The organism is Aeromicrobium panaciterrae (assembly GCF_039537165.1).
GTDB lineage: Bacteria > Actinomycetota > Actinomycetes > Propionibacteriales > Nocardioidaceae > Aeromicrobium > Aeromicrobium panaciterrae.
Genome location: NZ_BAAAZZ010000002.1, coordinates 3,155,279 through 3,178,291, shown reverse-complemented (window position 1 = coordinate 3,178,291; position 23,013 = coordinate 3,155,279). Strand labels below are relative to the sequence as shown.

Genomic DNA, 23,013 nt, shown 5'->3' with positions numbered 1-23,013 from the left:
ACGCCGGCACCGACCGCTACCAACCCACCCTCACCCAACGCCGCGCTGTCATCGCCCGACAAAAGGGTGTCTGCGCCACCCCCGGTTGCAACCACACCCACCTCGAAATCCACCACACCATCTGGTGGTCCCGAGGCGGACCCACCGACCTCGACCTCCTCATCGGACTCTGCGTCCGGTGCCACCACTTGCTCCACCGCGGACTGCTCAACATCACCGGCAACGCCGTCGACGGCTTCGAGTTCACCAACCGCCACCGTCGACCCATCCGGCGACGAAGAAACCACTTCCACCAAGCCGCCTGACACGGTTCTATTCCATCTGTGTCCGGCGGCCCACCGGCACGCCCAGAGTCGGCACCGGCTGAACACAAGCAGGCTTGGCAAGGCAGTGGCGGACGCTGGCCATCTGCACTCTCGGCAGATGCAGACCAGCGACTCCGGCACACACGACGACTCCAGTTCAACCGCAAATCTCCCTGCCGAACACGAGGCCGATTGGCATGCTGACGAACCGTTCTATGCCTATCTGGCCGTAGAAAGTGCAGAGATGAGCCTGGCTGAACTGACTGAGGTCATCGGATTTTCGCCTGATCGGTCATGGGACATCGGCGACAGGAGCCCGCGCGGGGTCACCTTCAAGGTTGCGAATTGGACGAAGTACCTCAGTCCAGACGTAGCTGATCGTGGAACGAGCAAACTAGCGCTGGAATGGTGCACCCCCGCACTAGGCTGAGCGCATGCATCTTGCGATCGTCGTCAACCCCACATCGGGCAAGCGGCACGGCGAGAAGATCTCGGGCCAGGCGGCCCAGCGCCTCACCGACGCCGGCCACACCACGATCATCGTGCAGGGTGCGGACGCCGCCGCGGCCCGCGATCAGCTCAAGCTGGCGATCGACGGCGGACTCGACGGCGTGCTGGTCGTCGGAGGTGACGGAGCCCTCCACGGCGTGCTCGACCATGTCGCCGACTCCGACCTGGTCTTCGGCCTGATCCCGGCCGGTACGGGCAACGACACCGCCCGCTCGCTCGGCATCCCGGTCAAGGACGTCGACGCGGCGGTCGACCTGGTCATCGCCGGCAACGTACGCACGATCGACCTGGCGCGCGCCGACGAGGCCTACGTCGCCACCGTCGTGGCGTCGGGCTTCGACTCGAAGGTCAATGAGCGCGCCAACGAGATGACCTGGCCGCGCGGCAACATGCGCTACAACATCGCCATGGTCGCCGAGCTCCGCGAGTTCGAGCCACTGCCATTCACGCTGGTGCTGGACGGCAAGACCATCGAGCGCGAGGCCATGCTGGTCGCGGTTGGCAACGGACCGTCGTTCGGGGGCGGGCTCCGCATCTGCGAGGGTGCCAGGATGGACGACGGCCTGCTCGACGTCGTCGTGATCAACCCCGTCAGCAAGCCCAAGCTCCTGCGGGTGTTCCCCAAGCTCTACAAGGGCACCCATGTGACGCTGCCGGAGTTCGAGCGCCACCTGGTCAAGGAAGTCACGCTGACCTCACCCGGCATCGTGGCGTACGGCGACGGCGAACGGCTCGGGCCGCTGCCGATGACAACACGCATCCAGCCCGGCGCGCTGCGAGTCTTCGCCCCACCTGCAGGCACGTAGGCTGGAGGCATGACGACCCCGGCCGAGAAGTACGCGAAATCCCGGTCGGACCAGCAGTATCCGCTGCTCGCGTCGTTCCGCGACCTCTACAGCTTCGGCCTCGACGGCTTCCAGATCGAGGCCTGCAAGGTCGTCGAGGACGGGCACGGCGTGCTCGTCGCCGCCCCCACCGGATCGGGCAAGACGTTGGTCGGGGAGTTCGCGGTGCACATGGCGCTCGCCACCGGCCGCAAGTGCTTCTACACGACACCGATCAAAGCGCTGTCCAACCAGAAGTTCTCCGACTTCGTCGACCGCTACGGGCCGGACAACGTGGGGCTGCTGACGGGTGACAACACGATCAACGGCGAGGCGCCGATCGTCGTCATGACGACCGAGGTGCTGCGCAACATGCTGTACGCCGGGTCGAGCACCCTCACCGGCCTCGGGTTCGTCGTGATGGACGAGGTGCACTATCTCGCCGACCGCAACCGTGGCGCCGTGTGGGAAGAGGTCATCATCCACCTGCCCGAGTCGGTGTCGGTGATCTCGCTGTCGGCGACGGTCTCCAACGCCGAGGAGTTCGGCGCCTGGATGACGGAGGTACGCGGCGACGACACCGTGACGATCGTCGAGGAGCGGCGCCCCGTACCCCTGCACCAGCACGTTCTGGTGGGGCGCAAGCTGTTTCCGCTGTTCGAGTCCGGCGGCACCGAGGTCAACCGTGCGCTGGAGCGCATCGCCCGTGAGGACTGGCAGTACTCCCGGATGTCCAAGGGCCGCCCCAAGAAGGGCGGACATCGCCCGCGCAGCCGGCACCGTACGCCGGGGCGCATCGAGCTGGTCGAGCGGCTGGACGCCGAGGGCCTGTTGCCGGCGATCACGTTCGTGTTCAGCCGTGCCGGCTGTGCAGCCGCGGTCCAGCAGTGCCTGGATGCGCGCCTCAGCCTGACGACTTCCGAGGAACAGGCCGAGATCGGTGCCGTCGTCGACGCCGCCTGCTCACACCTTCCCGATGTTGACCTCGAGGTGCTGGGCTACCACGAGTTCCGCGAGGCCCTCGTCCGCGGCATCGCCGCGCACCACGCCGGGATGCTGCCGACGTTCAAGGAGGTCGTCGAGGTGCTCTTCAGCCAGGGCCTCGTCAAGATGATCTTCGCGACCGAGACGTTGGCACTCGGCATCAACATGCCCGCCCGCTCCGTCGTGATCGAGAAGCTGTCGAAGTGGAACGGCGAGACCCACGCCAACATCACACCGGGGGAGTACACCCAGCTCACCGGCCGTGCCGGTCGTCGTGGCATCGACATCGAGGGCCACGGCGTCGTGCTGTGGCAGCCCGGTCTCGACCCCAAGCAGGTCGCCGGCCTCGCGTCGACGCGTACCTATCCGCTCAACTCCTCGTTCCACCCGAGCTACAACATGGCGGTCAACCTGGTCGGCCAGGTCGGTCGTACCACCGCCCGCGAGCTGCTGGAGCAGTCGTTCGCACAGTTCCAGGCTGACCGGGCGGTCGTCGGCATGGCCCGGCAGATCCGCAAGGCCGATGACGCCCTCGACGGCTATCGCGAGTCGGCGCAGTGTCATCTCGGCGACTTCATGGAGTACGCGGCGATCCGCCGCGAGATCAGCGACCTCGAGTCCTCCGGGGCGCGTGAGCGGCGCTCAGCGGACCGTGAGGTCGTCATCGAGTCGCTCGTGGGGCTCAAGCCCGGTGACATCATCAACGTCCCTGCAGGCCGCTGGGCCGGAATCGCCGTGGTGCTCGACCCCGGTACGCATGCAGACCGAGAGGGTCCGCGCCCCATGGTGCTCACCGCCAACCGGCACGCGCGACGACTCGCGATGGTCGACTTCCCGACGCCGGTCAACGTGATCACCCGCATCCGCATCCCGAAATCGTTCAACGCGCGCAATCCGCAGTCACGCCGCGACCTCGCCTCGAGCCTGCGCAACCATGCCGAGGGCGTCTCGTGGAAGCCCAAGACCGCCTATCGCGAGCACGCGCCGCGCAAGGATCCGCGGGTCGATGCACTGCGCGAGAAGATGCGCAACCACCCGTGCCACGAGTGCCCCGACCGTGAGTCGCACGCCCGCTGGGCCGAGCGCTACCAAAAGCTGGAGCGCGACACCCAGAACCAGCGCAACCGCATCGAGCAGCGCACCAACACCGTCGCCCGCCAGTTCGACCGGGTGTGCGAGGTGCTCGACGTGCTGGGCTACCTCGACGGCGACGAGGTCACCGACGACGGCAAGAAGCTGCAGCGCGTCTACAGCGAGCTCGACCTGTTGGTCAGCGAATGCATCCGCGAAGGCGTGTGGAAGGACCTCGACGCCTCCGAGCTGGCCGCCGCGATCAGCGGGCTGACGTACGAGTCGCGCAACGCAGAGGACGCCCCGGCGCCGCGGTTCCCGACCCGCAAGGTGCGCGAGGTCGCCGAGTCGATGAGCTCGCTCGGGTCAGAGCTCGAACGGCTCGAGCGCGAGCATCGGCTGAAGTTCCTCCACCAGCCTGACTTCGGCTTCGCCCACGCCGTCTGGCAGTGGTCGATGGGCGCCTCGCTCGACGATGTCCTCACCGACATGGAGCTGGCGGCAGGCGACTTCGTACGCGCCATGAAGCAGCTCATCGACGTCGTCGCCCAGGTCGCCGACGCTTCCGGGTCAGGCCCCCTTCGCAAGACTGCTCGTGAGGCGCTCGACCTGCTGCGTCACGGCGTGGTGAGCTACACGTCAATTACGAGCTGAGCGCCTCGAGCACGCGGTCCGCCGCGCCGGTGATGCCCCATCGATCGGCGAACGCGCGGAACGCCGACTGCTGGTCATCGGTCAGCACCTCGAGCTTCCAGGCAGAGATCTCGCACGCGTCGCGCCTGACCGCGACGACGGAGCGAGCCGCGGTGATGTAGTCGGCGGAGTCCTTGATCGACTGGCGGACGCGCGGCTTGATGCTGCTCGTCGGGTCGTCGGCCGCGGCGATGATGCCCTCGAGGTCGTGGAACTCGTTGAGCAGCACGGCAGCCGTCTTGTCGCCGATGCCCGGAACGCCGGGGATGCCGTCGGAGGGGTCGCCGCGCATCACGGCGAAGTCGACGTACTGCGAGGCTTCGATGCCGTAGCGCTCACGCATCCAGGCGTTGTCGACCAGGTCGGGGTTGGCGACTCCGCCGCGAGACGTGTAGAGCACCCGTACGGATCGCGCGTCGTCGACGAGCTGGAACAGGTCACGGTCGCCCGTGACGACGTCGACGGGACCGTCCCACTCGCTGCTGAGCGTGCCGATGATGTCGTCGGCCTCGGCGTGGGCGGCACCGATCACCGGGATCCCGAGAAGTGCGAGCGCCTCGGCGATCAGCGGGACCTGCGGGCCGAGCAGCCCCTCGGTGGTGTCGCCTTCGGCACCGTCCTCACCGACCCGGTGTGTCTTGTAGGTGTCCATCAGGTCGACCCGCCACTGTGGTCGCCAGTCGTCGTCCCAGCACGCGACCATCGCGACGGGGTCGAACTCGGTCTTGAGCGTCGCCACGAAGTCGAGCATGCCGCGCAACGCGTTGACCACGGTGCCGTCGGGCGCCTTGATCGAGTCGGGGACGCCGAAGAACGCACGGAAATAGAGGCTGGCACTGTCCAGGAGAAGAAGTCGTCCGTTGGGCATGCACCGACCCTACTCAGGTCGCGACTGGTCGCCCCCGTCGATCTGCCCTCGCTGGCTCTCGCGGTAGGCGCGGCGCTGCTCCTCGGCGCGCTCACGGACCTTGCGTTGGAAGTCCTCGTCGTCGGCGGGATTCATGGACGGATGCCACGCGGGGCGCTCGCGGTCGGACACGACCGGTCCGTAGTTGCCCTTGTAGGGGAGCGAACGTGGTGCCGCGGGCCTGCCCGCCACGAGCCACGCGATCGATCCGACCAGCGGCAGGATGACGATCAGGATGACCCACATCCCCTTGCCGAGGTTGCGGATCGCCCCCTCGTCGGAGGAGATGGCATCGATGAGGCAGAAGATCCACAGACCGATGATGATGAGTCCCACAAGTCCATCCATGTAGAGCACTGCGGGTCTCCTGTCGGGCGCTGACGTTGCCACGATCATGGCAGCCCGAACGGGTCGCCTGCAGGTGAATGCCGTCACCCGTGCGCCGGTATTGTCATGGCCATGAGCGAGCGGATCACCGGCGTGAGCAGATGGCGCAAGGCACAGGACCTGGCAGCGTCCGAGGGCATCGAAGCGCTCCTCGTCACGCCCGGCGCCGATCTGCGCTACCTGACGGGCTACGCGGCCCTTCCGCTGGAGCGACTGACCTGCCTGGTGCTGCCGTCGACGGGTGACCCGACCCTGATCGTCCCTGCCCTGGAGGCGCCCGCTGCCAAGGCTTCAGGCGTCGACGTCGCGATCGCCACCTGGGGCGAGCTCGACGACCCGTTCGCCCTCGTGACCGACCTCGTCGGCGCCGCGGCCACCATCGGCCTCGACGACCACATGTGGGCGTCGCGGGTGTTCGCTCTCAGGGACGCGCTGCCGAATACCCGACAGGTGCTCGCGGGATCACTCGTCCAGCAGCTGCGCATCCGCAAGGAGGCCGACGAGATCGCCGCCCTGCGTGACGCCGGCCAGGCCATTGACCGGGTGCACGCCCGTATGGGGGAGTGGCTCCGCCCCGGTCGCACCGAGCGTGAGGTCGGCGCCGACATCGCTCGCGCGATCGTCGACGAGGGGCATGAGACGGTCGATTTCGTGATCGTCGGGTCGGGGCCCAACAGTGCCTCACCGCACCACGAGCTCTCCGATCGCGTGATCCAGGTGGGTGATCCTGTCGTGATCGACATCGGCGGCACCAACCACGCCGGCTACTGCTCCGACTCGACCCGCAACTACCTCGCGGGCGGATCCGTGCCTGCTGAGTACGCCGAGATCTACGAGGTCCTGCGCGTTGCGCAGCGGACCCAGCTCGACTTCGCCAAGCCCGGCGTCACCGCCGAGTCCGTCGACGCCGTCGGACGCGCCATCATCGCCGATGCGGGGTTCGGCGACCGGTTCATCCACCGCACCGGACACGGCATCGGCCAGGAGACGCACGAGGAGCCCTACATCGTCGAGGGCAGCTCCCTGGTGCTCGAGGAGGGCATGGCGTTCTCCATCGAGCCCGGCATCTACCTCGAGGGTCGCTTCGGGGCGCGCATCGAGGACATCGTCGTCTGCACGGCCGATGGCGTCGAGATCCTCAACAACCAGCCCCGCGAACTCATCGCCCTGTGACCAGCCTGCGGTCCGCCGCACCCCTCGCGGCGGTTCTCGGCGTCCTGTGCTCCTGGGGCTTCGACCCGGTCGAGATCCCGTACGCGATGGTCATCGCGCTCGCCGGTCTGATCTGGCTCGCCCGGCACCTCGACCGGGCGCCGAAGCGAACCGTCATCGTCACGGGGCTGGTGTTCGGCCTGGCCTTCATGGCGCCGCTGATCTGGTGGATGAACGCGGTGAGCGGTGCCGCGTACGTCGGCCTGGTCATCGCGGAGTCACTGTTCTTCGCCCCGATCATGCTGGCGATGCGGGCAGCCACTCGTCTGCGCGCCTGGCCGCTGTGGGGTGCCGCCGTGTGGGTCGCGGGGGAGTTCGCCCGCTCGGTGTTCCCGTTCACGGGATTCCCGTGGGGCCGCCTGGCACACACGTCGATCGACACGCCGTTCAAGTCCTATGCCCGCCTGCTCGCGATGCCCGGGACCAGCTTCGTCCTGTTCCTCGTCGCCGCCCTCCTGCTGGTCGTGGTGACAGGTGAGACCTTCCGCCGCCGGGCGATCGCGGCGGGATCGATCGCGGCGCTGATGCTGCTGGGCGCACTGCTGCCCACCGGAATCGCCGGCGCCGCCGGCACCCGCCAGGTGGCGCTCGTCCAGGGCGACGTACCCGGTGTGTTCCTCACCTGGCCGCGCGGCGAGATCTTCGACCTGCACGCGCAGGCGACCGACAAGCTGGCCGAGCTCATCGAGTCCGGCGTCACGCCCAGGCCCGACATGGTGCTGTGGCCCGAGAACGCCACCGACATCGACCCCAACTACGACCAGGGCGTACGCCACCGCATCGAGGGACTCTCGCGTCGCATCGGTGCGCCGATCCTGGTCGGCGGCCTGCTCGACGGGCCGACCGTCACGACGTCCTACAACGCCGGTGAGGTGTGGGACGAGAACGGACCGGGCGACCGCTACGTCAAGCTCAAGCCCGTGCCGTTCGGCGAGTACGTGCCGTGGCGCAAGCAGGCCGGCGCCGTCTTCAGCAGGCTCGCCCGCGACATCCCGCGCGACATGCTGGCCGGCAAGAAGTCGGGCGCGATCACGATCGCCGACACGACGATCGGCGACACGATCTGCTACGACATCGCATACGACTCGGTGACCCGTCGGGCGATCGACGGCGGTGCGCAGCTGCTCGTCGTGCAGACCAGCAACGCGGCGTTCACCGGTACGTCGCAACCCGAGCAGCAGTGGGACATCTCGCGCCTGCGCGCGGTCGAGACCGGCCGTTGGGTCGTGGTGCCGTCCACCAACGGCATCACTGGAATGGTCGACCCCGACGGTGACGTGGTCCAGCGGGCACCGATGCACCAGCCCGCCCTGATCAATCGCAAGGTCGAGCTGGCCAGCGGCACGACGCCGGCCCAGCACGTCGGCGCTCCGTTCGAGTACCTCCTGGTGACCCTCGGTCTGGGAGCATGGTTCTTCGGCACGCGACGGACGAAGGGATGAAGGCACATGAGCACGCTCGTCATCATCCCGACCTACAACGAGGCCGACAACATCGCCTGGATCGTCGGCGAGGTCTTCTCGCACCGTCCCGAGGTCGACATCCTCATCGCGGACGATGGCTCGCCTGACGGTACCGGGGAGATCGCCGACAAGCTCGCTGCCGATGATGCGCGAGTCAGCGTCATGCACCGCGATGGCAAGCAGGGGCTCGGATCGGCCTACCGCGCCGGGTTCGCGTGGGGCATCGAGCGCGGCTACGACGTGCTGTGCGAGATGGATGCCGACGGATCGCACCGTGCCGAAGACCTGGGTCGCCTGCTGGAGGCCAGCGACGAGGGCGCCGATCTCGTGCTCGGGTCACGCTGGGTCCCGGGCGGTGGCGTCGTCAACTGGCCGTGGTATCGCCGGCTCATCTCCAGAGGTGGCACGTTCTACGCCCAGGTCATGCTCGGTATCCCGATCAAGGACGCGACGGGCGGCTATCGCGCCTTCCGCCGCGAGACGCTCCAGCGGCTGCCGCTCGACGAGGTCGCCTCACAGGGCTACTGCTTCCAGATCGACATGGCGCGACGCGTCCTTGACGCCGGCATGACGATCGTCGAGGTGCCAATCACGTTCGTCGAGCGCGTACGCGGTCAGTCCAAGATGAGCGGACACATCGTGCGTGAGGCCCTGTGGCGGGTCACGGTGTGGGGAATCCAGCGCCTCGTCCCGAAGCGCTGGCGCTAGACCGGTCCGTCGAGTGCCAGGAATCTGGCCGGGCTGAGTTCTCCGAACGACGAAGACCCCGACCGGATGATCGGGGTCTTGCTGGCGTGCCTTGCTCAGGCCGACTTCTTGGCCGGAGCCTTCTTGGCCGGCTTCTTGACAGGGCGATGGAGATGCGGAGGTCCGATCTCGCCGCCACGGAGCAGCTCCAGACGCTCCGTCAGGATCTCTTCGAGCTCCTTGACCGATCGACGCTCCAACAGCATGTCCCAGTGCGTACGAACGGCCTTCTCGTTCTTGACGAGCGGCTCGCCGCCCTCGACGCGGTGTCCGACCTGGCCGGTCTTGGGGTCTTCCCACTCGTACGGGATCTCGGCCTCGTCAGCCATCGTCACCGAGAAGGTGTGCCCATCAGCGCAGATGTATTCGACCTGCTGACGGGGAGCCATTTCCACGCCGCGCTCGTCCTCGAAGCTCTGTGTCCCGAGTCGAGCGCCTCGCAATGCACGTTCTGCCATGGCAGTCCCCTTTCGTGTGCCTTACCTCTTCCAACGTAGGGGACGGACATGAGATTCCCCTAAACGAAGCGGACTGGGTCACACGTCAGCTCGGACCGGCGTCCGAACAGGTCACTCGTGGCAGCCACACCGGCCTGATGCATTCGATCAGCTCCCAGTCATCGCCTGCGTAGGGATCGTCACTGCTGTCGATGTACAGCTCGAGATGGCCGTCGGGATACAGCCGATAGTGATCGCGTACGCGGTCGCCCTCGGTCGTCGGCGAGCTGACCAGCAGCTCTGCACCGCTACCTGAGTCGAGCGCATCCGTCATGCAGGTCACCTCGGAGTGCGAGGTCGACGCGACCGTGTCACCCTGGCTCAGCTCGATGGAGCCACAACCCGAAAACTTCTCGCGGCCGGCCCATTGGTCCTTCACGGAATCGCTCTGCGATCGGCACGAGCTCGTACCCGTCACGAGCACGAACACCGTCAGAACACCGAGTGCCTTCGTGAGCGTGGACATCGGGGTCACACCAGGGCCGGTGGCTGGTTGCCGGCCTCGATGATGCCCTTCTTGGGATCGAGCTTCCACAGCAGCAGACCGCCGATCACGAAGAACGCGATGAGCGCGAGGATCGCGGGCCGGTAGGAGTCCGTGAGCTGGTGCACGACGCCGAACACCAGGGTCCCGAGCCAGCTCGTACCACGCTCACACGCCTGGTAGAGGCTGAAGTACTCCGCCTCACGGCCGCGGGGGATCAGGTTGGAGAAGAACGAACGCGAGAGGGCCTGCGTGCCTCCGAGCACCAGTCCGATCGCGACGGCGAGGACGAAGAACGGGACGATCTGCTTCTCGGGGAGGACGAAGCCGAAGCAGACGACGAGCACCCAGACGACCAGGCCGCCCAGGATCGTCCTGTGACTGCCGATGCGGGCCGCGAGCCGGCCGAAGACCAGGGCTCCGCCGAACGCCACGAACTGCACGATGAGGATCGTGGCGATCAGGATGCTGGTGCCGAAGCCGAGCTCCTTGTCGCCGTAGACCGACGCTGAGTAGATCACGGTCTGGATGCCGTCGTTGTAGAACAGGTAGGCGACGAGGAACAACAGGGTCTGCGGGTAGTTCCTGAGCTCCCTGAGCGTACGGAAGAGCTGGCCGAAGCTGCGCTGCATCAGCGTCACCCCCTCCTCCGGCGGGACGCCTCGAGGCTCGCGGTCGCTGATCCCGCGATAGGGGATGACGGTGAAGTACGCCCACCAGATCGCCGCCGACAACAGGCTGATGCGCACCGTCATCTCGGTCGACAACCCGAACGGCTTGATCGTGACGAAGGCCAGGTTGACCGCGAGGAGCAGACCGCCGCCGAGGTAGCCGAACGCCCATCCCTGCGAGGAGACCCGATCCCGCTCGTCGGGCTCCGCGACGTCGACGAGTATTGCGTCGTAGACCACGATCGACGCCGCATAGAACAGGTTGGCCACCACCAGGAGCCCGGCACCGAGCTGCCAGTTGGTGCCGGTCACGAAGAACATCAACGCCGTCACCGCAGCACCTGTCCAGGCGAGACGGGCCATCATGGTCCGCTTGGACTGAACCCGGTCGGCGACCGCGCCGACGATCGGCAGCACGAACGCCGAGATCACGGTCGCCAGCGTGATGACGTAGAACACCAGCGATCCCGCCGAGACCGACAGACCCAGCACCGAGAGGTGCTCGGTGCACTTGCGGTCCTCGTCACCGGCGAAGCCGCAGGCCGCCTTCTCCGCGACGCTGGTGAGATAGGGCGCGTAGAGCACCGTCGCGACCGTCGTGATGTAGGCGGAGTTGGCCCAGTCGTAGAAGAACCACGACTTCTGCTCGTGGTTGGCGTTGAACCGTGGCACCTTCATTGTGGTTCCCTCCACGAGCCCCTGGCGACGAGGACGTCCTTGAGGACGTCCGTCCTGTCGGTGATGATTCCATCAACGCCGAGGTCGAGCAGCCGATTGATCGAGTCAGCCTCGTCGACGGTCCAGACGTGCACCTGGCGACCCAGCGCGTGCACACGGCGTACGAAACGTTCCGTGACGACATGGATGGCGCCGCGGGTCTCCGGCACCTGCAGGCAGGTGGCCGGCAGGTGCAGACGCCGCAGGATCGCCGTGGGCAGGAGCTTGACCATCGCCGCCTCACGGCTCGATGCGCTGGTCGCGACTGCAGGCAGCCGCTTGCGGATGCGGCGCAGACGGGCGTGGTCGAATGATGCGAGGAGCACACGATCCGTCGCGTCGTAGTCCTCGATCACGGCACATGTCTCCTCGACCGCCGCATCGGACTTCACGTCGATGTTGAACCGGGCGTCGGGGAAAGCCTGGATGACCTGCTCGAGGGTCGGGATGGCCACTCGTCCACCGAGCAGCTCCCCGTCAACGAGGTCCGCCGTGAGGGAGGCGATGGCCGCCGGGTTGCCGGTCATGCGCTCGAGCGTGTCGTCGTGGAACGCGTAGACGCGGCCGTCTGCTGACACGTGAACGTCGGTCTCGAGGTAGCGGTAGCCCAGCTCGTATGCGTGGGTGAAGGCCTCCATCGAGTTCTCGATGCCGATGTTGGACTCGACCAGCGATCCACCGCGATGAGCGAACGCGATCGGCGTGGGGGAGTCGAGGTATGCGGCCACAGCCACACGCTAAGCCCTCGAGGGTGCAGCCAGTGGCGCCTAGTCGACGAACGTCACGTCCAGCGCCGCAGCGCGGACCGGGTCCGCCGTGATCTCGATCGTGGCGATCCTGTCGTCGACGATCGTGACCTCGAGGACCGAGACGGTACGGCCCTCCATGACGGCGGCGATGCCGATCGCGCCGTTGACCAGCACAGGTCTGGACTCGCTACCGCCCTGGCGGAAGGCGATCGCCCCTCCGGCGACCTCTCGGGATCCACGTACCAGTGCAAGCGCTCCCTTGCCGTGGTCGGCCCGCAGCACGACGTCCGGGTCGAGCACGTTGACCAGCGCCTCGAAGTCGCCACCTCGCGCCGCGGTGATGAACGCGTCGATGATCTCCCGTTGTCGGTGCAGCGACGGGCTGGGCGCGGGATCCACTCCCTGCACGCGCCGACGGGCACGACTGGCGAGCTGGCGAGCTGCATCGGGCGTACGGCCCACCATCGGAGCGATGTCGTCGAACGGGACGGCGAACATGTCGTGCAGCACGAACGACAGGCGCTCCGCGGGTGTCAGCTTGTCGAGCACGACCAACATCGCCAGCCCCACCGAGTCGGCCAGCACCGCCTCCTGCTGGGGATCGACGCCGTCGTCGCTTGCCGGGTCGTTCGGTCGTACGTCGAGGGGCTGCTCAGCGCGGCTCCTGCGTGTCCGGAGCATGTCGAGGCACACCCGGCCGACGACCGTTGTCAGCCACCCGCCGAGATTGTCGATCTCGTCGGAGTCGGTACGGCTGAGCCGGATCCAGGACTCCTGCACCGCGTCGTCAGCCTCGCTCAGCGAACCGAGCATGCGATACGCGACCGACCGCAGGTGCTCACGGCTCTGCTCGAAGCGCTCCGCGAGGAACTCGCTGTCAGACATCGGTCACATTCCCTTCTCGAGATTCGTCAATGCACTGACGGATCACACGCCAACGATGTGACACGAATCGAAGGAGAACAATCATGCAGGCACGTATGGCCAACCCGGCCGTCGCCGTTCCCGGTGCCCTGGAGGCACTCCAGTCGCTGAGCAAGGCGGTCAGCAGGACCGGAATCTCCGAGACCACTCTCGAGCTCGTGCACCTGCGAGCCAGCCAGATCAACGGCTGCAGCGTCTGCCTGCAGATGCACGGAGAAGCCCTCCGCAAGGCGGGCGAGAGCAACGAGAAGATCGACACGGTTGCCGGCTTCCGTGATGCACCGCACTTCAACGACGCCGAACGCGCGGCGCTCGCGCTGACCGAGGCGCTCACCCGTCTGGCCGACCGGACGGACGCCGTGCCGGACGAGGTGTATGACGAGGCCGCGGCTCACTACGACGAGCAGCAGCTCAGCGGGCTGATCCTGTCGATCGCGGCGATCAACGTCTGGAACCGGACGAACGTGTCGACACGGCAGGTCGCCGGCGCCTGGTCATGATCGCGGTTGCCCGGGATCGAGGCCTTGCTAGATGTCGCGGAAGGTCTCGATCTGGGCGCCGAGGGCGTTGAGGCGCTCGGCGAGGTCCTCGTAGCCGCGGTTGATGACATAGACGCTGCGCAGCACCGAGGTGCCCTTGGCCGCGAGCATCGCCAGCAGGATCACGACCGCCGGGCGGAGGGCCGGCGGGCAGACCAGCTCGGTGCCGCTCCAGTGCGTCGGGCCGTCGATCAGGACACGGTGCGGGTCGAGCAGCTTGACCTGGGCACCGAGCTTGTTGAGCTCGGTGAGGTAGATCGCGCGGTTCTCGTAGACCCAGTCATGCAGCATCGTCTGGCCCTCGGCAGTCGCTGCAATGACGGCGAAGAACGGCAGGTTGTCGATGTTGAGGCCGGGGAACGGCATCGGATGGATCTTGTCGATCGGCGCGTGCAGCGCCGAGGGGTGCGTCGTGATGTCGACGAGGCGGGTCTCACCGTTCTCGGCGGGATATTCGTCGCCACGGTCGTACTGGAAGCCCATCTCCTCGAGCAGCGCGAGCTCGATCTCCATGAACTCGATGGGTACGCGGCGCACCGTGATGCTCGACTTGGTCACGATGGCGGCGGCGATCAGGCTCATCGCCTCGATCGGGTCCTCGCTCGGGGCGTAGTCAACGTCGGCGTTGATGACGGGCTTGCCGGTGACGCGCAGCGTCGTCGTACCAATGCCCTCGATGCCGACTCCCAGCTTGACCAGGAAGAAGCACAAGTCCTGGACCATGTAGTTGGGGCTGGCGTTGCGGATGACGGTGACACCGTCGTACTTCGCTGCGGCGAGGAGTGCGTTCTCGGTGACGGTGTCGCCGCGCTCGGTCAGGACGATCGGGCGTTCGACCTCCACGCCTGACGCGGTGGTGGCGTGATAGCTGCCCTCGGTGGCGACGACCTTGAGCCCGAACGGGCGCAGCGCCGTCATGTGTGGCTCGACCGTGCGGGTGCCGAGGTCGCAGCCGCCGGCGTACGGCAGCTCGAAGTCGTCATAGCGGTGCATCAGCGGTCCGAGGAACATGATGATGCTGCGGGTGCGACGTGCCGCGTCGGCATCCATCGCCGCGAGATCGAGCTCGGCGGGGACAACCAGCTTGAGGTCGTTGTCGTCGTTGAGCCAGGTGAACTTCACACCGATCGACTCCAGCACCTCGAGCAGGCGGTTGACCTCTTCGATACGGGCGACCTTGCGGAGCACCGTGGTGCCGGAGTTGAGCAGGGCGGCGCACAGGAGCGCCACGCCGGCGTTCTTGCTCGACTTGACGTCGATCGAGCCGGACAGCGTGGTGCCGCCGACCACGCGCAGGTGGCTGGGCCCGGACGTACCGACCGTGACGAGCTCGGAGTCGAGTGCGGCACCGATGCGGGCCAGCGTGTCGAGGGTGAGGTTCTGCTGGCCCTTCTCGATCCGGCTGACCACGTTCTGGCTGGTCTTGAGCTCGGTCGCGAGCTCCGACTGGGTCATGCCGCTGTGTTGGCGGGCATCGCGGATGAGCACTCCGATGCGGGCCAGGTAGTCGTCGCGCACAGTCATGTCATTCACCATATCTCAGATATGAGATAACACAATTCACGCGATGTCGAAGGTGTCGGAGTCGGTTTGACCCAGTTTTCGGGTGTCTTCGACCCCGCCGAAGTTCTCGGTGTGCTGCCAATAGATTCCGTACGCGAGATCGGCGATCGTACGGTCGTGCACCGGGAACAGGGCACCGGGGGACACCCGCTGCACGAAGTCGATCGTCTCGCTGACCTTGGCCCACGGGGCCGACAGGGGGAGGGCCAGCACGTCAACACCCTCCGGCGCGTACTCGTAGGTGTCACCCGGGTGGAACAGCGTCGGCTGGCCCGGAGCGCTCACCGTCACGCCGACATTGGCGACCCGGGGGAGCGCGGGGAGGATCACCGCATGTTGTGAGCCGACCCCGCGTACCGTCAACCCGCCCACGACTGTCTCGAGGCCCTCGGCGTTGGCGGTCCACGAGCCGAACCCGAGAGTCGCCGCAGTCTCCGGGTCCGAGATGAGCGTTGCGCCGGAGTTGCGTTCGACCAGGCCCGGGCCACGGCTGGCGTCGATGTGGTCTGCGTGCTGATGCGTGACGACGATCGCGTCGAGCCCCTCGAGCGCGAACGTCTCATCCGGACTGAACACGCCCGGATCGATGAGGATGCGAGTGTCTGCTGCTTCAACGAGAACGGCGGCATGGCCGAAGCGGGTGATCTGCATGTGGCCCATCCTGCACCCGCGTTCAAGAGGCGGCGGATCAGCCCAGGTACTTCTCCACCACATCGGCGGAGCGCTCGGCGGCCTCGTCGGGCTGCCCGCCGTACTGGCGTTTGGCGCTGCGCTGCCGCAGGAGGTCCCACGCCCGGTCGAGCTCCACCTCGAGGCTCGACAGACGTGCATGCTCTTCGTCACGAGAGATCTCGCCCTTGGCGAGCTTCTCGCGCAGGTCCTTCTCCTCAGCCACGAGTTCTGAGATGTGGTCGTGGATGCCTTTGTCGGTCGTCATCTGTGGAGTCTACGTCCGATGCGCAGCGCTCGGTCAGGCCGCGATCTTGCCGATCTCGGGAGTCTCCGGGCCGAAGTGCCGATACATGATCGTGTCGCGATTCTTGGCCGACTGCCGGTGAAGGCGCCGTTCGCCCCAGGCCGTCCTCCCGAGGACGTGGTGGTCGACGAGGTTGCGTCCGAAGACGCCCACGGACGCCCAGGGCATGCGCACGGGAAGCTTGAGGTCGCGCATGCCCTCCTTGGTGAGGAACAAACGCAGCATGCTCAACAACCTGGCCCGGGTGTAGGCCCGGCCCAGACGCGGGAACCGCTTGAAATTGAGGCTGTCCTGCGCCTCCATGATGCCTTGTGCGAGCAGGGGCCCAGCCTCGGTGATGTCGCCCTGCGCCAGGAGCACGTGGTAGTTGAACGCGTGCTGGTCCCGCTCGACATCGAACAACCAGTCGTCGTTGACGCCGATGAGCCAGCCGACGTACTTCCACAGGTGCATGACGGCGCGCGAGTCCTCAGGGGTGACCCGCACGCCGAGCGACCGTACGCCGAGCAGGAGCGTCGCACTGAACAGGCCGAGCGTCGCGGCTTGATCAGACTGGTTGATCGGCAGGCCGAACTTCGAGGTGTCCCAACGGTCTCCGCCCTCGAAGCGGTGATTGACCATCGCGTGCATGAGGCGGACGTGGACCGTCAGCTGAAAGCCTTCGCCATCTCGGCGCATGGCGTCGTGGTCTGACACCGCGACCGCCCATTTCTGCGTCTCGCCCAGTCGGCGCTTGGTCATGTCCCCGGTCATCCCGCCCGTGGCCACGAGCAAATCGGTGGGACCTCCGAAGCGATAGCCGCCGATCAGGGAGAGCTGCAGAAGTACGTCGGCGGCGCTCTTGCCGAATCGGCGGTATGCCTCGGCGCCCCGGTTGAGCAGGTCGAAGTCGACCCACTCGGGCACGGCGTCCACGGCGGCGAAGAAGTCGCGCAGTGGTGCGGGGGCGGACTCGACGGACTCGATGCCATGCAGCAGCGCCTGGTTGAACTGCGCCATCGTCACCTTGTCGTCTCCGGACGATCGCATCGCCCGGGCCAGAGCGGCACCGACCTCGTCGCGCTGCATGAATCGCTGGCCTATCAGCGCCAGCTGGGCCTCATCGACCGCACGCACGCGTGCCACTGACTTGAGGACCCGTCCGATCCTGGCACCACGCTCTTCTGCCGCGCGGAAGCGGGATGGAGGGTCAACCACGGTGTCCACAGTCATTCCAGAAGTATGACGCGAGCAATTACTCGCATACAATTCGCGTATGCCACGATCCTCGCCCCGCGACCTGCGCAAGCTTCCACAGCAGGAACGGTCACGTGTCATGGTCGAGCGCATCATCGCCGCGGGGCAGATCGTGCTGCTCCGCGACGGCTACGAGAAGGCGTCGACCAATCGGGTGGCGGGGGAGGCCGGCATCAGTCCGGGCTCGCTCTACCAGTACTTCCCCGACAAGGAGGCCGTGCTGGCGGCCGTGATCGACCGCCATGCGGCACTGCTCTCCGAGCAGCTCACCGCGGTGCTCGCCGACCGACTCGACGAGCCGGGCCCGGCACTGGTTCGCGCGTCGTTCGAGGGATTGTTGGACGTCTTGACGGAGAACGTCGAGTTCGTACGACTGGTGGCCGAGGTGCTGCCGCGTACGCAATCTGGCAGCTGGACCACCGCCCTGGAGCAACGCATCAGCGACCTGGTCACGGCCTACCTGTCGATCAACAAGTCACAGACGTCGATCACGGATCCTGCGACGTCGGCATGGATCCTCGTACGCATGGTCGAGCACCTCAGCGCGCAGTACGTGCTCGAGCAACCACCGATCGCGCGAGAGAAGTTCGTCGACGAGCTCGTCGCGCTGACGCTTGCCTATGTCGGCCCGCTGGCCTGACGTGCTCGCGATGCGCTCGTGTCTCGCAGCCACACCACAGCCGGGGATGCTCGTACGATCGAGCGCATGAGCGAGCCCGACCCCGCATGGTCACCGCTGTCGACGGCGATGCGTGCAGGTCTGGTGTCGGGCGGGTTCGTCGGCGTGCTGTGGCTGATCGAGGTGCTCGACCGGATCCTGCCTGGCGACTTCGAGTCGCACGGCGTCGAGCCGCGAACCGACGAAGGGCTTCAAGGGGTCGTCTTCGCGCCGCTGCTGCACGGCGACTGGGACCACCTGGTCTCCAACAGCCTGCCGCTGCTGATGCTCGGATTCCTGCTGGCGTTGTCAGGACTGCGTACGTTCGCCGTCACCACCGCGATCATCTGGGTCGTCGGCGGGATCGGCGTGTGGCTCATCGCCGGCACCAACACGATCCACATCGGCGCATCGGGCGTGGTCTTCGGCTGGCTGGTGTTCCTCATCGTTCGCGGCGTCTTCGCCAAGAACCTCAGGCAGATCGTCCTCGGCGTCGTGATGTTCATGGCGTACGGGACGATCCTGCTCGGCGTGCTGCCGGGGGAGCCCGGGGTCTCGTGGGAAGGCCATCTCTTCGGTGCCATCGGCGGCGCCATCGCCGCGTGGTTCGCACGTGACGACGCGGAACCCGCAGCGATGGGCGTCGTCACCGGCTGACGCTCGTCTCCGTCGCCATTGCCGACAGCTTCTCGGGATTGCGTACGGTGTAGATCGCGCTGATCAGCCCGTCTTCGACACGCATTGTCACGACGCTGTCCAGCTCGCCGTCGAGTCGGAAGAACAGCGCGGGGCCACCGTTGGCGTATCCCAGCTGCGCCGTCATCTCGGTCAGCCACGGCGCCTTGAGTCCTGCGGCAAACAGCTTGGCCACCTTGGCCGCACCACTGATCGGCCGCGGCAGCGCCTGCTTGATGCCACCGCCATCACCGAGTGCAACGACATCCGGCGCGAGCATGTCGACCAGGTTCTGCAGGTCGCCCGTGACGATGGCCCGCTGCAACGCGATGAGAGCATCCCAGGCATCGGTCGACGAGACGATCCCGCGAGGTCGACGGGCGGCCACGTGCTCCCGCGCACGGTGGGCGATCTGGCGTACGGCTGCGGGGCTCTTGTCGACCGCCTCCGCCAGCTCGTCGTAGCCGACGTCGAACACCTCGTGCAGCACGAACACCGCACGCTGCGTCGGCGTCAGCGTCTCCAGGACGAGCAGCATCGCCGTCGAGAGGTTGTCGGCCAGCTCGGCGTCCTCGGCGACGTCGGGACTGGTCAGCAGCGGCTCGGGGAGCCACGGCCCGACATAGTCCTCGCGGCGCCGGGCCAGGACGCGCAGCTGGTCGAGCGCCTTGCGGGTCACCATGCGCACGAGATAGGCGCGCGGGTCGCGGATCTCTGCCTGGTCGACCGCGGTCCACTTCAACCAGGTGTCCTGTACGACGTCCTCGGCATCGGCTGCAGAGCCGAGCATCTCGTACGCCACCGTGAAGAGCAGCCGACGGTGCACGACGAACGGGTCATCCGTCATCGTTCGCTCGCTCATGCCAGCGACCCTACGGCGAGCGGCTTGAGGCCACAGGATGCGGCGTACTCCTCGGACCTGATGCCCATTGCGATGTTGCTGCGGCCGCTGAGGTTGGTGAAGCCCACCCGGGCGGCGAGCTCGACCATCGCAGCGGGACCGAGCTGGGCGAGCAGTGCGTCGGACATCTCGTCGGTCACCGCGACCGGCAGCTGGCACATCGCCACGGCGTACTCCATGACCTGGCGCTCCAGCGGCGTGAAGGCGTCGGACTCGCGCCAGCGCGGCACCTCGCGCGCCTTGTCCTCGTCCAGGCCCTTGTTGTGGGCCATGAAGTAGCCGAGGTCGAGGCAGAAGCTGCACCCGATCTCGGCAGCAGCCGCCATGGTCGCGAAGGAGGCGAGGTTCTTGTCGAGCTCGTCCCACTTCTCGGTGCGACCGCCCAGCTTCATCATGTCCTTGAATGCCGCGGGATGGTTCCACATCACCTCTGCGCTGTCGGGCACCTTGCCGACCATCCTGCGCATCACCGCCTTGAGCAGGCTTCCGTAGACACCCGTGATCTCGGTGCCGGGGATGCGGGCTGTTCCAGTCATCGTCTTCTCCTGTCGTGTGCGTTCACCATGAAGACGCTCGCCGCCCATGGTTTGTGACAGGTCGATCACGGTTCGTCGAGGATCACGAGCTGCTGGGTCGCCCTGGTCATCGCCACGTAGCGGTCGACGGCGCCCTCGATCCCGTCGCCGTACGAGTGCGGGTCGATCAGCACGACGAGGTCGAACTCCATGCCCTTGGCGGTCTCGGGAATCAACGACCGTACGCGCTCGGTCGGCGCGAACGTGGCGTCGCCGATGACGCAGGCGACTCCCTCGGGGTGGTCTTCTGTCCAACGCTGCAGGTCGTCGTGACGCAACATCGACGCCAGTCCTCCTGGGTCCGCTGCGATCAGGTCGTCGACGACTCTCGCGATTTGTTCACGCTCGGCAGCGACTGTCGCTGCTCGTCGGCGATTGCGCCGCGACGTCTCAGGATCGCCGAGTCGTCGCAGCGCCGCGTCCAGGAGTGGGAGGTCGGACACCGTCCAGGCAGCAGGGTCCGCGCGCTGCAACCGCATGATGTCGTCTGGCTCGAGCCACGGCGCACACATCCGGAGGTACGCGGGCACCGACCACAGGTCGCCCACCAGGTCGGTGTGCTCGATGATCGGCCACGCCTTGGTGAACGCATCGATCAGCTCGTCGTTCTGCACCAACGACCGGCGCAGCATGTCCTCGGGGACCTCCTCATCGCTCTCGTACTTGTCGGCCAGAATCGTGACGAGCTCGTCGAGCACGACGTCGCGCGCCTCGTTGTGCGGCAAGCCGTCCGCCGCCTCGAACGCCTCGGCCCAGTCGGACGGGCTGAGCCACACGTCGCCCCAGTCGGTCTCGACCTCCATGCCGTTCGTGGGCACCTCCTCGTACAGGCGCACTGCCGGCTCGATCGCGGCGACCATGTCCGCCGTGGCCTTGAGCCTGGCAACGTGAGGGTCGGCCTCCTCGACGGCGACCCGCCCCTCGGGCAGCAGGTCGCGGAGCGTACAGGTCTGGACGCCTTCCTCGCCGAGGCTGGGAAGCACGTCGCCGACGTAGGCGAGGTACGGGTGGTGCGGGCCCACGAACAGCACACCCCCGCGGTCATGGCTCAGCCGGTGATCGGCGTACAACAGGTAGGCCGTACGGTGCAGCGCCACCACGGTCTTGCCCGTACCCGGGCCGCCGTCCACGACGAGCGCGCCGCGCGAACCGGCGCGGATGATGGCGTCCTGGTCGGCCTGGATCGTGCCCAGCACGTCGCGCATGCGCTCGGACCGGTCCGTGCCGAGGCTGGCGATGAACGCCGACTGGTCGTCCAGGGCGGCCCGGCCTTCAAGCTCGCCGGGGGAGTAGACCTCGTCCCAGTAGTCGCTGATCCGGCCATGCGTCCAGCGGTAGCGACGGCGACTCGCCAGGCCCATCGGGTTCTTGTGGGTGGCTCCGAAGAACGGCTCGGCGGCGGGGGAGCGCCAGTCGATGAGAAGGCGCCTGCCCGAGGAGTCGGTGAGTCCGAGCCGGCCGATGTAGACCGGGGCCGAATCGTCGGCGCTCACCATGTGACCCAGGCACACGTCGAGACCGAACCGGTTCAGCGTGCGCAGGCGCGAGGTCAGTCGGTGCACCTCCTGGTCGCGGTCGAGCGACTCCTGGCCGGCGCCGCCGGGTTCCCAGTCCATGACCTCACGATTTTCCGAGGGCTTGCGCGCCTCCTCGAGGCGTTGGGTGAGATCGGCGATCGTACGTTCGAGGCTCTCCGCGATCGCCGCGAAGTGCTGCTCGTCCCGGGCGATCAACGCCGGATCAGCCTTGGCGGCGAGGTTGCCGGAAAGGTCAAACACTTCGATCGAACGAGACTCCAAAAGCTCATCAGCTCCGTCCAGAATGGGGTCGGCCGGCCATTCTGAACCATCCCGGGGGCCTTGCGGCAAGCCCCCATCTCGGCTATATCTTGGAAATGGAAGGACGCTTTGGCGCCCTTCCATTTTTCTGTCTACCCAGCCCGCAAACTCCCAATACACCTAGTTTGACGTGAAGCGCGGCGTGCGGCAGATGCGGATAGTCGCGCGACATGCCGGGCCTGTACGGTGAACCGGCCAGCGCCACGCCTGGCACTCACGGGCGACGCCCGTGCCGCTTGGGGCGGCCCCGCCTTGGACCCGACATGCGCACAGATCAGGCTACCTCTACGGCGATCGGACCGTTGGCGATCGAACGCCCGCACGTCGGGCCGTAGACCGCAGGGCCGCAAGCCTGCCTGTGTTCGCCCAATAGCGGCTGGTGGCGTGGGGGTGGGCCGCCGGACTTGGGGGTCAGGCGGCTTGGTGGTAGTGGTTTCTTCGTCGTCGTCGGATGGGGCGGTTGGCCCTGTTGGTGAAGTGGAATCCGTTGACGGCGTTGCCGGTGATGTTGAGCAGTCCGCGGTGGAGGAGGTGGTGGCATCTGACGCACAACCCGACAAGTAGATCGAGGTCGGTGGGGCCGCCTCGTGACCACCAGATGGTGTGGTGGATTTCGAGGTGGGTGTGGTTGCAGCCGGGCGCAGCGCAGACACCCTTTTGTCGGGCGATGACAGCGCGGCGTTGGGTGAGGGTGGGTTGGTACTTGCTGGTGCCGGCGTTCAGTATCTGTGCCTGACGCGCCCCGCCGCCTTGTTTCATGAGGAAGGCGGTGAAGTCAGACACGCACAGGAAATACATCAACAAATTCGGTCCGATCGCGCCATGACCAGCAAGCGTGGCTGACTCAACCGATGCGGGCATGGGGTCAGGGATGAGGTGCGGTTGTTGGGTCTTGGCCTGGACGTGG

25 protein-coding genes are annotated in these 23,013 nt (G+C 66.8%); 10 read left to right on the top strand and 15 right to left on the bottom strand.

Annotation, left to right across the window (positions count from 1 at the left end):
* From ABD683_RS16610 to ABD683_RS16595, 4 genes are all read left to right on the top strand, one after another.
* Nucleotides 1–305 (top strand): HNH endonuclease (locus ABD683_RS16610; RefSeq protein WP_344771185.1); only part of this gene is annotated, 305 nt, incomplete at its 5' end.
* Nucleotides 306–423: 118 nt separating this feature from the next.
* Nucleotides 424–735 (top strand): hypothetical protein, encoded by a 312-nt coding sequence (locus ABD683_RS16605; protein ID WP_344771184.1) that lies wholly within the window; start codon nt 424–426, stop codon nt 733–735.
* A 4-nt stretch (nt 736–739) separates the two neighbouring features.
* Nucleotides 740–1,621 carry a diacylglycerol kinase gene (locus ABD683_RS16600; protein WP_344771183.1) on the top strand — a complete coding sequence of 294 codons (882 nt, stop codon included), beginning with the start codon at nt 740–742 and terminating at the stop codon, nt 1,619–1,621.
* A gap of 9 nt (nt 1,622–1,630) precedes the next feature.
* Entirely contained in the window at nt 1,631–4,348 is a 2,718-nt protein-coding gene (locus tag ABD683_RS16595) for a DEAD/DEAH box helicase (protein ID WP_344771182.1), read from the top strand.
* Here ABD683_RS16595 and ABD683_RS16590 read toward each other — a convergent pair.
* Together ABD683_RS16590 and ABD683_RS16585 are read right to left on the bottom strand one after the other, a co-directional pair.
* A complete protein-coding gene (locus ABD683_RS16590; protein ID WP_344771181.1) occupies nt 4,338–5,255 on the bottom strand; it encodes a 5'-3' exonuclease in 918 nt (305 codons plus the stop codon). The genes ABD683_RS16595 and ABD683_RS16590 overlap by 11 nt on opposite strands.
* 9 nt (nt 5,256–5,264) lie before the next feature.
* A complete protein-coding gene (locus ABD683_RS16585; RefSeq protein ID WP_344771180.1) occupies nt 5,265–5,630 on the bottom strand; it encodes a PLD nuclease N-terminal domain-containing protein in 366 nt (121 codons plus the stop codon).
* 123 nt (nt 5,631–5,753) lie between these two features.
* Here ABD683_RS16585 and ABD683_RS16580 point away from each other — a divergent pair, with 123 nt between their 5' ends.
* The 3 genes from ABD683_RS16580 to ABD683_RS16570 are packed head-to-tail and all read left to right on the top strand — an operon-like array spanning nt 5,754 to nt 9,064.
* A complete protein-coding gene (locus ABD683_RS16580; RefSeq protein ID WP_344771179.1) occupies nt 5,754–6,854 on the top strand; it encodes a M24 family metallopeptidase in 1,101 nt (366 codons plus the stop codon).
* Nucleotides 6,851–8,335 (top strand): apolipoprotein N-acyltransferase, encoded by a 1,485-nt coding sequence (gene lnt, locus ABD683_RS16575; RefSeq protein ID WP_344771178.1) that lies wholly within the window; start codon nt 6,851–6,853, stop codon nt 8,333–8,335. Before ABD683_RS16580 ends, lnt begins: the two co-directional genes overlap by 4 nt.
* Before the next feature lie 6 nt (nt 8,336–8,341).
* A complete protein-coding gene (locus tag ABD683_RS16570; RefSeq protein WP_344771177.1) occupies nt 8,342–9,064 on the top strand; it encodes a polyprenol monophosphomannose synthase in 723 nt (240 codons plus the stop codon).
* Between the two features lie 95 nt (nt 9,065–9,159).
* On the opposite strand, the gene ABD683_RS16565 is transcribed toward ABD683_RS16570, so the two are convergent.
* From ABD683_RS16565 to ABD683_RS16545, 5 genes are all read right to left on the bottom strand, one after another.
* On the bottom strand, nt 9,160–9,561 hold the full coding sequence (locus ABD683_RS16565) for an RNA polymerase-binding protein RbpA (protein WP_344771176.1): 402 nt from the start codon (nt 9,559–9,561) through the stop codon (nt 9,160–9,162).
* Nucleotides 9,562–9,646: 85 nt separating this feature from the next.
* On the bottom strand, nt 9,647–10,066 hold the full coding sequence (locus ABD683_RS16560; protein ID WP_344771175.1) for a hypothetical protein: 420 nt from the start codon (nt 10,064–10,066) through the stop codon (nt 9,647–9,649).
* Nucleotides 10,067–10,071: 5 nt separating this feature from the next.
* Nucleotides 10,072–11,433, bottom strand: a complete 1,362-nt coding sequence (locus tag ABD683_RS16555) for an MFS transporter (RefSeq protein WP_344771174.1) — start codon at nt 11,431–11,433, stop codon at nt 10,072–10,074.
* On the bottom strand, nt 11,430–12,200 hold the full coding sequence (locus ABD683_RS16550; RefSeq protein WP_344771173.1) for a glycerophosphodiester phosphodiesterase family protein: 771 nt from the start codon (nt 12,198–12,200) through the stop codon (nt 11,430–11,432). Before ABD683_RS16550 ends, ABD683_RS16555 begins: the two co-directional genes overlap by 4 nt.
* Before the next feature lie 39 nt (nt 12,201–12,239).
* Nucleotides 12,240–13,106 carry a sigma-70 family RNA polymerase sigma factor gene (locus ABD683_RS16545; RefSeq protein WP_344771172.1) on the bottom strand — a complete coding sequence of 289 codons (867 nt, stop codon included), beginning with the start codon at nt 13,104–13,106 and terminating at the stop codon, nt 12,240–12,242.
* 83 nt (nt 13,107–13,189) lie between these two features.
* On the opposite strand from ABD683_RS16545, the gene ABD683_RS16540 reads away from it, so the two are divergent.
* A complete protein-coding gene (locus ABD683_RS16540; protein WP_344771171.1) occupies nt 13,190–13,645 on the top strand; it encodes a carboxymuconolactone decarboxylase family protein in 456 nt (151 codons plus the stop codon).
* Nucleotides 13,646–13,672: 27 nt separating this feature from the next.
* Here the strand turns inward: ABD683_RS16540 and ABD683_RS16535 are convergent, their stop codons facing one another.
* Genes ABD683_RS16535 through ABD683_RS16520 form a run of 4 tightly spaced genes read right to left on the bottom strand, consistent with a single transcriptional unit; the run spans nt 13,673 to nt 17,435 of the window.
* Entirely contained in the window at nt 13,673–15,208 is a 1,536-nt protein-coding gene (locus ABD683_RS16535; RefSeq protein WP_344771170.1) for a UDP-N-acetylglucosamine 1-carboxyvinyltransferase, read from the bottom strand.
* Between the two features lie 36 nt (nt 15,209–15,244).
* Complete coding sequence (locus ABD683_RS16530; RefSeq protein WP_344771169.1) at nt 15,245–15,898, bottom strand: MBL fold metallo-hydrolase; 654 nt, start codon at nt 15,896–15,898, stop codon at nt 15,245–15,247.
* A 37-nt stretch (nt 15,899–15,935) separates the two neighbouring features.
* Nucleotides 15,936–16,184: a DUF2630 family protein gene (locus ABD683_RS16525; protein ID WP_344771168.1), complete on the bottom strand. Its 249-nt coding sequence runs from the start codon at nt 16,182–16,184 to the stop codon at nt 15,936–15,938.
* A gap of 33 nt (nt 16,185–16,217) precedes the next feature.
* A complete protein-coding gene (locus ABD683_RS16520; protein ID WP_344771167.1) occupies nt 16,218–17,435 on the bottom strand; it encodes an oxygenase MpaB family protein in 1,218 nt (405 codons plus the stop codon).
* Between the two features lie 43 nt (nt 17,436–17,478).
* On the opposite strand from ABD683_RS16520, the gene ABD683_RS16515 reads away from it, so the two are divergent.
* Together ABD683_RS16515 and ABD683_RS16510 are read left to right on the top strand one after the other, a co-directional pair.
* Nucleotides 17,479–18,099, top strand: coding sequence for a TetR/AcrR family transcriptional regulator (locus ABD683_RS16515; protein ID WP_344771166.1), 621 nt, complete (start codon nt 17,479–17,481; stop codon nt 18,097–18,099).
* 66 nt (nt 18,100–18,165) lie between these two features.
* Nucleotides 18,166–18,774 carry a rhomboid family intramembrane serine protease gene (locus ABD683_RS16510; protein ID WP_344771165.1) on the top strand — a complete coding sequence of 203 codons (609 nt, stop codon included), beginning with the start codon at nt 18,166–18,168 and terminating at the stop codon, nt 18,772–18,774.
* Here the strand turns inward: ABD683_RS16510 and ABD683_RS16505 are convergent.
* From ABD683_RS16505 to ABD683_RS16490, 4 genes are all read right to left on the bottom strand, one after another.
* On the bottom strand, nt 18,764–19,654 hold the full coding sequence (locus ABD683_RS16505) for an RNA polymerase sigma-70 factor (protein ID WP_344771164.1): 891 nt from the start codon (nt 19,652–19,654) through the stop codon (nt 18,764–18,766). The genes ABD683_RS16510 and ABD683_RS16505 overlap by 11 nt on opposite strands.
* A complete protein-coding gene (locus tag ABD683_RS16500; RefSeq protein ID WP_344771163.1) occupies nt 19,651–20,229 on the bottom strand; it encodes a carboxymuconolactone decarboxylase family protein in 579 nt (192 codons plus the stop codon). Before ABD683_RS16500 ends, ABD683_RS16505 begins: the two co-directional genes overlap by 4 nt.
* Before the next feature lie 65 nt (nt 20,230–20,294).
* Nucleotides 20,295–22,046, bottom strand: coding sequence for an RNA polymerase recycling motor ATPase HelR (gene helR, locus ABD683_RS16495; RefSeq protein WP_344771162.1), 1,752 nt, complete (start codon nt 22,044–22,046; stop codon nt 20,295–20,297).
* Between the two features lie 471 nt (nt 22,047–22,517).
* Nucleotides 22,518–23,013: HNH endonuclease (locus tag ABD683_RS16490; protein WP_344771161.1), on the bottom strand; the 496-nt coding region annotated here is incomplete at its 5' end.